We start from the raw sequence: 788 nt of genomic DNA on the forward strand, positions 1-788 counted from the left end.
CACTATGCCCTCGACCGCCGCCTCGAACGGGCCCGCGTCGCCGACCGCCAGGGCGGCGTACCAGGCGTGGTCGGGCATGGGGCCGAACACCGCGCCGGCCCGCGCCCCGGCCGCCGCCAGGCACGCCCGCGAGTGCGTCAGCCGCGAGGCGGAGCGGCCGCCCGATCCGTCGGTCAGCACGAAGACGGTGGGCCGCACCCGCTCCATCCAGTGGAACAACAGCAGTTCGTGGCCGGGATGGGCGGCGATCAGGATCGGCGACGCGGTCATGGGGCCAGGAACTTCGAAGCTGCACCGTACGTTCCCTGAAGGTCGAGGGAGCGCGCCGCTGGACGTCCTGATCACCAACCTGCTGCTGGCCGAGCGCTCCGGCACCGAGGTGGTGACCGAACAGCTGGCCGACGGGCTGCGCCGCGCCGGCCATCGCGTGGCGGTCTGGGTGTCGAAGGCCGGGGCGCAGGCGCAGGCCATGCGCGACCGCGGCCACGTGGTGGTCGAGCGGCTGGAGCAGCTGCCCTGGCGCCCGGACGTGATCCACGGCCACCACAACGTCATGACCCTGACCGCGCTCGCCGCCCTGCCGGGCGTCCCGGCGGTCCACACCTGCCACGACGCGACCGCCCCGTTCGACGCCGCGCCGCATCATCCGCGGGTGCGCGCCTGGCTGGCGGTGGACGAGCTGTGCCGCGACCGGCTGGTGGCCGACGGCGTGCCGGCCGGGGCGATCCGGCTGATGCCCAACGCGGTCGACGAGGCGCGCCATCCGCCCCGCGCGCGCCTGCCCGCAC

General features: G+C 75.5%; 2 protein-coding genes. One reads left to right on the plus strand and one right to left on the minus strand.

Annotated features, from left to right (window positions below; genetic code table 11):
* Window positions 1-270: hypothetical protein (locus tag G3573_RS21745; RefSeq protein ID WP_205598441.1), on the minus strand; the 270-nt coding region annotated here is incomplete at its 3' end.
* On the opposite strand from G3573_RS21745, the gene G3573_RS21750 reads away from it, so the two are divergent.
* Window positions 269-788: glycosyltransferase family 4 protein (locus tag G3573_RS21750; RefSeq protein ID WP_163263696.1), on the plus strand; the 520-nt coding region annotated here is incomplete at its 3' end. The two genes, G3573_RS21745 and G3573_RS21750, sit on opposite strands and share 2 nt — an antisense overlap.

The organism is Caulobacter sp. 17J65-9 (assembly GCF_010975005.1).
GTDB lineage: Bacteria > Pseudomonadota > Alphaproteobacteria > Caulobacterales > Caulobacteraceae > 17J80-11.